Origin of the sequence: Thauera aromatica, from assembly GCF_023093595.1 — a bacterium.
In the GTDB taxonomy this organism is placed as follows: Bacteria; Pseudomonadota; Gammaproteobacteria; order Burkholderiales; family Rhodocyclaceae; genus Thauera; species Thauera aromatica_A.
Map to the genome: position 1 here is coordinate 1 of NZ_JALLIK010000056.1, position 6772 is coordinate 6772.

The window sequence follows — 6772 nt, forward strand, 5'->3', positions numbered from 1 at the left end:
TGCGCCTCTCCGCCGATGCCGTCACTGCCAATCCCGTCGTCGTTGAACATGGCGTGAATTGTCCAACGATGGCTACGCAGCGAGAAGGACGCCGCTCAGTGACCGGTTACGTCGGGCGAGCTTATGGGCAAGGCGGTCGATGAGCTGCGAGGTCGCTTGATTGATGCGGCCTGGTTGGACAGCTTGTTGGCACCGAATCCGACGCGGGACATCCTTGTGTGGATGAACGACGCCAAGGCCACCGAGTGTGCCTGGCAGGGGGGACGCTGGGAGGTGTTCGTCAGCCGTTGCCGCAAGGATTTCGGCTTCGACCCGGCCAAGGATGGCGAGCTGACCGCGGCAGAGAAGCTGGCAGCCAGGGCCGGCTCGTGGGGTGCGGTCTGGGAGTTGTACAAGGACGCCTATTCGAGCTTCCCAGCGGTCGTCGAGTTGCTCTCCAGGGTGCAGTACCGCATGGGCGACCTCTTCGCCGACACTTCGGCCTACCCCAAGGCGAACGACGAAGGTGAGTCTGACCTGCGCTACCGGCTCAATGCATTGAGCGCGATGACGGCGGTTCAGGCGCGCGCTGCGATTCTGGATGCTGAGAAGCAGCACGGCGAGCGCCGCTCATGGCTTTGGGCTCAGATGGGGAAGGCGCCGCTCGCGCGCGCGCTCGGGCATCTCGCGTTCGTAGCGCAACACACCGAGGCGGCTGCGTTCGGGAACTCGTTGGAGGCCCAGGCGGAGCGCTATCGAGAAGAGGCGTGGCGGGTCGATGCTGAAGCGCTGCAGGCTTTGGCTCAAGCGCACACCAAGGCGGACCAGGATGCGGTAACGGCCGCACAGCGCGCGGTATATCTGCCTTGGTTGGAAGCCTCGAGTTTCGCGTTCCAGAAGGCAGTGGCCGCGTCCGGCGGACTCAATCCGGGCGGCGTCTCGAAAGTGAGTGACCCCGCGGGCACCTGCGTGGTGTTTGTTGACGGTTTGCGCTTCGACGTCGCAAAGATGCTGGCGAGTCGTTTGGGGGTTCTGGGGCAGGTCGCGCTGAATTCGGGCTGGACTTCGCTGCCCTCGGTCACCGCATCGGGCAAGGCCTGGGTGTCCCCGGTTGCGAATCTGATTGCGGGCAAGGCCGACGATGCGGATTTCGAGCCCAACGTGGCCGAGACCATGAAGCCCCTGAACACGTACAACTTCCGCAAGCTGCTGGCAGACGCGGGATACGCGCCCCTGTCCGGTAGCGAGACAGGCGACCCGACGGCGAAGGCCTGGGTGGAGTGTGGCGACCTGGACCACTTCGGGCATGAGCATGGCCTGCGGCTGGCCCGCGACATTGACGGCCAGTTGGCCGAGATTGTTGAACGCCTGCAGGCGCTGGCCGATGCGGGCTGGCGGCGGTTTCGCATCGTCACCGACCATGGCTGGTTGCTGGTGCCCGGCGGCATGCCCAAGGCGGAGCTGGCCAAGTCGCAGGCCGAGACCCGCTGGGGGCGCTGCGCGGTGTTGAAGGACAGTGCGACGGCGACGCCGCTGACCTTTGGCTGGGATTGGTGCCCGCAGGTGCAGATTGCCTTCGCGCCCGGCATTGCCAGCTTTGTGGCCGGCGCCGAGTACGCCCATGGCGGACTGAGCTTGCAGGAATGCCTGGTGCCCGAGCTGACCATCGAACTGGAGGGTGGCGTGCCGGAGACAAATGTCTCCATTTCCAAGCTCGCCTGGCGCGGACTGCGCTGCAACGTCGAGGTGTTACCGCAGTTACCCGGATTGAAGGTAGATATCCGCACAAAGGCTGCAGCGGAAGAGTCCTCCATCGCCGCGGCGGTCAAGGACCTGGTTGAGGGGAAGGCTTCGCTGGCAGTGGCGGATGATTCGAACGAGGGGGCCGCGGCGGTCCTGGTGGTGCTCGACAGCCAGGGTAAGCTGCTGGCCAAGATGAATACGACTGTCGGCGAGTAAGTCGCCTGCGCTACGAATGAGAACAGAGCAAGAAGAACACGATGAATCTCGATGACCTCGACCACAAGGCGACTTCCGCCTTCGATGGCTTTATCGTCCGCAAGGACCTGGTGCGCACCTTCAGCCGCCAGTTTCCCGTGCCGACCTATGTGGTCGAGTTTCTGCTGGGCCGCTACTGCGCGACGACCGACGAGGCTGAGATTCAGGAAGGCTTGGAAATCGTCCAGCGACAGCTGCAGTCGCGTACCGTAAAGGCCGGGGAGGAAGAGCTCTTCAAGGCGCGGGCGCGTGAGACGGGCTCGGTGAAAATCATCGACATCATCACTGCGCGCCTGGATGCGAAGAGCGACTCCTATGTTGCGTCCCTGCCCAGCCTGAGGCTGAACGACGTGCGTATCTCGCCCGAGCTCATCAAGGAGCACGAGCGCATGCTGACCGGCGGCTTCTACGCCGAAATCACCCTCGGCTACGACGCCGCGATTGCCCAGGAGAAGGGTGGGCGGCCGTTTGGCATCGACGCTCTGCGTGCGATTCAGCTCTCCAAGCGGGATGTGCTGACCTCTCTTGCCGAGGGGCGCAAGCAGCTGACCACGACCGAGTGGCGGGACTTTCTGCTGCGCAGCGTTGGATTCGAGCCCGATGGGCTGAACGACCGCGCGAAGGATGCGCTGCTGCTGCGCATGGTGCCGTTCGTGGAACGCAACTACAACCTGGTCGAGCTCGGGCCGCGCGGCACCGGCAAGTCGCACCTCTTCCAGCAGGTGTCGCCCTACGCGCACCTGATTTCCGGCGGTAAGGCGACCGTGGCCCGGATGTTCGTGAATAACTCCAACGGCCAGCGCGGCTTGGTGTGCCAGTACGACGTGGTCTGCTTCGATGAGGTATCAGGCGTGTCCTTCGACCAGAAGGACGGCGTCAACATCATGAAGGGCTACATGGAGTCCGGCGAATTTTCGCGCGGAAAGGAGAGCATCCGCGCCGATGGCTCCATCGTGCTTGTCGGCAACTTCGACGTGGATGTCGAGCATCAACAGCGCATCGGCCATCTACTCGGTCCGCTGCCACCCGAGATGCGTGACGACACCGCCTTCATGGACCGGATTCACGGCTTCCTGCCGGGCTGGGACGTGCCGAAGATGAATCCGGCGCTGTTCACTCAGCACTTTGGCTTGGTGAGCGATTTCCTGTCCGAGTGCTTCACGCAACTGCGCAACCAGAGCCGGGTGTCGACGATGCAGGGCCGGGTGTTCCTCGGCGGAGCCCTGTCCGGTCGGGACATCAACGCGGTGAACAAGACCGTGAGTGGCTTGTTGAAGCTGCTGCATCCGGACGCAGATGAAGCGGTCAGCGATGAGGACCTCGAGTGGGCGGTGCGGCTGGCGCTGGAGGTGCGCCGGCGGGTGAAGGAGCAGCAAAAGCGCATCGGCGCGGCCGAGTTCCGCAACACCCACTTCAGCTACACGCTCGGCGCGGAAGGGGTGGAGAAGTTCGTGACCACGCCGGAGTTGCGCAGCCAGGAGGGCATCGGCGATGAACCGCTTGAGTCGGGCCAAATCTGGACGCTCAGCCCTGGTGGTGCGGACGAGCACCCGGGCCTGTTCCGGCTGGAGGTGACCGAAGGCCCCGGAAGCGGTGTTCGCGTGCTGAACAAGCCCGTGCCGCCGGCGTTCCAGGAGTCCGTGCGCTGTGCGGAGCAGAACCTCTACACCCGCGCAGCGCAGCTGGTCGGCGACCGTGACCCGCGCTCGCACGAGTTCTCGGTACAGCTTCGGGGGTTCGATGCAGCCAAGAGTGGGGCCAAGACCGGTGTCGCCTGCCTGATTGCGTTGTCGAGCGCCTTGCTAAGGAAGTCGGTCCGTGGAGGGTTGATTGTGGTCGGTGAGGTGACCATCGGGGGCACCATCGAACCAATTCACAACGCCGTGACCATCGCCGAAATGGCGGTCGAGAAGGGCGCGAAGTCGCTGCTGATGCCGGTGAGCTGCCGGCGGCAGCTGTTCGACCTGTCGGACGACATGGCGACGAAGCTGGACATTGAGTTCTACCAGGATGCCCGGGATGCGCTGTTGAAAGCCTTGGTGGACTGATATTGGCTGTGCTCAGTCCGGCAGGCGCAGTGCGCTCGCCGCCCGCTGCGGGTCGCCGTCCGCGCGCCAGGGCAGGCGGCCCAGCAGCGGTGCGGGAATGCGTTCTTCCAGCGCGGCGACGTTCTGCTCCGGGCGCAGCATCGCCGGGTCGACGTGGTTGGCGATCCAGCCCGCCAGGGGCAGGCCGCGGTGGGCGATGGCTTCAACCGTGAGCAGCGCATGGCTGAGGCAACCCAGGCGCATGCCGACCACCAGGATCAGCGGCAGGCCGAGGTCGACGGCGAGGTCGGCGCTGTCGTAATCCGCAGAGAAGGGCACGCGAAAGCCGCCCACGCCTTCGACCAGCACCACCTCGGCCTGCCGGCGCAGGGCATCGAAGGCGGCGAGGAGCGGCGCCGGCGTGATGTGTACGCCTTCCTCGGCGGCGGCGAGATGGGGGGCGATCGGCTCACGCAGGCAGCAGGGGTTGAGCAGCGCCAGGCCGGGGTCGAAGCTGCCGGCGGCGCGTAACGCGGCGGCGTCCTCGTTGATCCATTCGTCACCGATCCGCAGCGCACCGGCGGCCACCGGCTTCATGCCGAGGGCTATTTTTCCGCGGCTGCGGGCGGCATGGAGCAGCGCGCAGGTGGCGAAGGTCTTGCCGATCCCGGTGTCGGTGCCGACGATGAACCAGGCGCGGACGAATTTTTCGGTGCTCATGACAGCGGCCTCTTTGGTTGGGCGATCGGGTCGGAAACGGGGGCGAGGCGGAGGCCAGGGGCCGGGCGGCGCCGGTCCGGTGCAGCGGCGCCCCGGGGGCGGGATGCGGGTACGCCCGGGCGGGGGGCAGGGCAAGCTGCGGCCATGGTTCAGGGCTTGCGCAACGCCAGCAGGATCAGGTCGTAGGTGGCCGGCAGCTGGGCATCGGCGCGGCGATGGCGCTCGTAGTGCGCTTCCAGCCTCGCCCATGCCGCACGTCCGAGCGGTCGGCGGCGGCGCTCGCCGTCGACGGTGGCGGCGCCGATCGCCTTGATGTCCCTGAGCAGGCGGCGCAGGTCGGGGGCGCAGGCCTGCAGGGCGACATTCTCCACTCCTTCCACCTGCAGACCGCTGCCGGTGGCGGCGGCGGTCCAGTGCGTGGGCGCATGGAAGTCGATGGTGTGGCGGTGCTCGTCGATCGCGGCGAAGGCCTCGCGCAGCTCGCGCAAGGTGTGGGGGCCGAGGGTGGCGATCAGGGCCAGGCCACCGGGGGCGAGCACGCGCGCGATTTCGGCCAGTGCCGCCCGCGGCGTGCACCACTGCAGCGCCAGGCTGGACCACACCAGGGCGAGGCTGGCACTGGCCAGCGGCAGGTGTTCGAGGTCGGCGCACAGCGGCAGGAATGTCGTGGCCTCCGGATTGCCCGCCCGGACCTCGGCCGGCTGCCCGGCGCGCAGCCGCGCATGGGCGAGCATCGAAGGGGCCAGATCGAGGCCGATGTGGTGGGCTCCAGGGCACAGCTGGTCGAGGGCCGCCAGGCCGAAGCCGGTGCCGCAGCCGGCGTCGAGCGCCCGGGCGCCAGGGGCGAGGGCGAGGCCGCGGTCGAAGCCGATGCCGAACGCGGCCAGACGGGAGCAGATTTCGCGCTGGATATGGGCGGCGGCATCGTAGCTGGGCGCGGCGCGCTCGAAGGCGGTGCGGATCGCATGGCGGCGCGTGCGCGCGGGCGCAGGCGTGGCCGGGGAGGGGGGCAAAGGGCGCAAAGGGGGCAAGGGCCGGGGCGGAGTCATTGCAGGAACGCCCCGATCAGACGGGCGCAGTCGGCGGGACGCGACAGCGGCAGGGCATGGCCGCTGCCGGCGAGCACCCGCAGTTCGGCGGCGGGCAGGGCCGCGGCCAGCGCCTGCGCAGCGGCCAGCGGCATCAGCGCGTCGTTCTCGCCATGGACGATCAGGCAGGGCGGGCGGATTTCGCCGAGCTGCGGGCGCAGGTCGCTGTCGGCGAGGATCGCCAGCCCGTCGGCCAGCACCGGGTCGGGGGGGGCGCGGTCCGGATGCGGGGCGAGGGCGGCGCCGACCGCCTGCAGCGTGCGGCGCCGGTCGGCCTCGCCCAGGCACTGGAGGGCGATGAAGCGCTTCAGCGTGGCGGCCGGCTCGGCGGCGAAGCCGCGGCGAAAACCCTCCACCACCTCCGCGTCAAGACCGGGCGAGCCCGCCTCGTCGGCGACGAAGCGCGCGCTGGCGCCGATCAGCACCAGGCGGGCGACGCGTTCGGGATGGCGGCGGGCCAGTTCGAGCGCGAGCAGTCCCCCCAGCGACCACCCGACCACGATTGCACCTGCGGCGCCCTGCGGCAGGGTGGCGGCGAGGGCATCCGCCCACCCCGCCAGTCCGGGCGCCTGCGGGCGCGGCGCGCCGGCGCCGTGGCCGGGGAGGGCAGGCGCCAGGGTCGGCAGGGCGCCGAGCTGCGCCTGCAGCGGCGCCCACGCCGCCGGCGACATCGCCCAGCCATGGAGCAGCACCAGCGGTGCGGAAGAATACGGCGGCGAGGTGGAAACCGCGGTGGAAGGAAGCGGCGGGGAGGACACGGGAACGCGGTTCACCGGACTGCCCTCCTGGTGCGATGCGGGCACCTCCCCCGGGGAGGGGAGCGCTTCCCTTCGGGCGGCCGTGCGGGCGCGCTCACTGGACTACCCTCCTCACCATAGAGGCCATGGTGTCGCGATGGGGCAGGGTTATCCACCGGGCTTGGCTGTGGGCAACTCGCCCGGCCTCCTTCGCTTGGCCAAG

At 68.2% G+C, this 6772-nt stretch carries 5 protein-coding genes; 2 read left to right on the top strand and 3 right to left on the bottom strand.

Translation table 11 applies throughout. The annotated features are described in order from the left end of the window. Positions 1-123: 123 nt before the first annotated feature. Together pglZ and brxL are read left to right on the top strand one after the other, a co-directional pair. Entirely contained in the window at positions 124-1938 is a 1815-nt protein-coding gene (pglZ, locus tag MXC99_RS00800) for a BREX-1 system phosphatase PglZ type B (protein ID WP_247723732.1), read from the top strand. A 41-nt stretch (positions 1939-1979) separates the two neighbouring features. Further along, entirely contained in the window at positions 1980-4025 is a 2046-nt protein-coding gene (brxL, locus tag MXC99_RS00805) for a protease Lon-related BREX system protein BrxL (protein WP_247723733.1), read from the top strand. 12 nt (positions 4026-4037) lie between these two features. Here the strand turns inward: brxL and bioD are convergent, their stop codons facing one another. From bioD to MXC99_RS00820, 3 genes are all read right to left on the bottom strand, one after another. Further along, positions 4038-4724 (bottom strand): dethiobiotin synthase, encoded by a 687-nt coding sequence (gene bioD, locus MXC99_RS00810; protein WP_247723734.1) that lies wholly within the window; start codon positions 4722-4724, stop codon positions 4038-4040. Between the two features lie 149 nt (positions 4725-4873). Further along, positions 4874-5737 (bottom strand): methyltransferase domain-containing protein, encoded by an 864-nt coding sequence (locus tag MXC99_RS00815; protein ID WP_247723735.1) that lies wholly within the window; start codon positions 5735-5737, stop codon positions 4874-4876. Positions 5738-5769: 32 nt separating this feature from the next. Then, the gene (locus tag MXC99_RS00820; RefSeq protein WP_247723736.1) at positions 5770-6585 is read right to left on the bottom strand and encodes an alpha/beta fold hydrolase; all 816 of its coding nucleotides are present in this window, start codon (positions 6583-6585) and stop codon (positions 5770-5772) included. Positions 6586-6772: the final 187 nt, after the last annotated feature.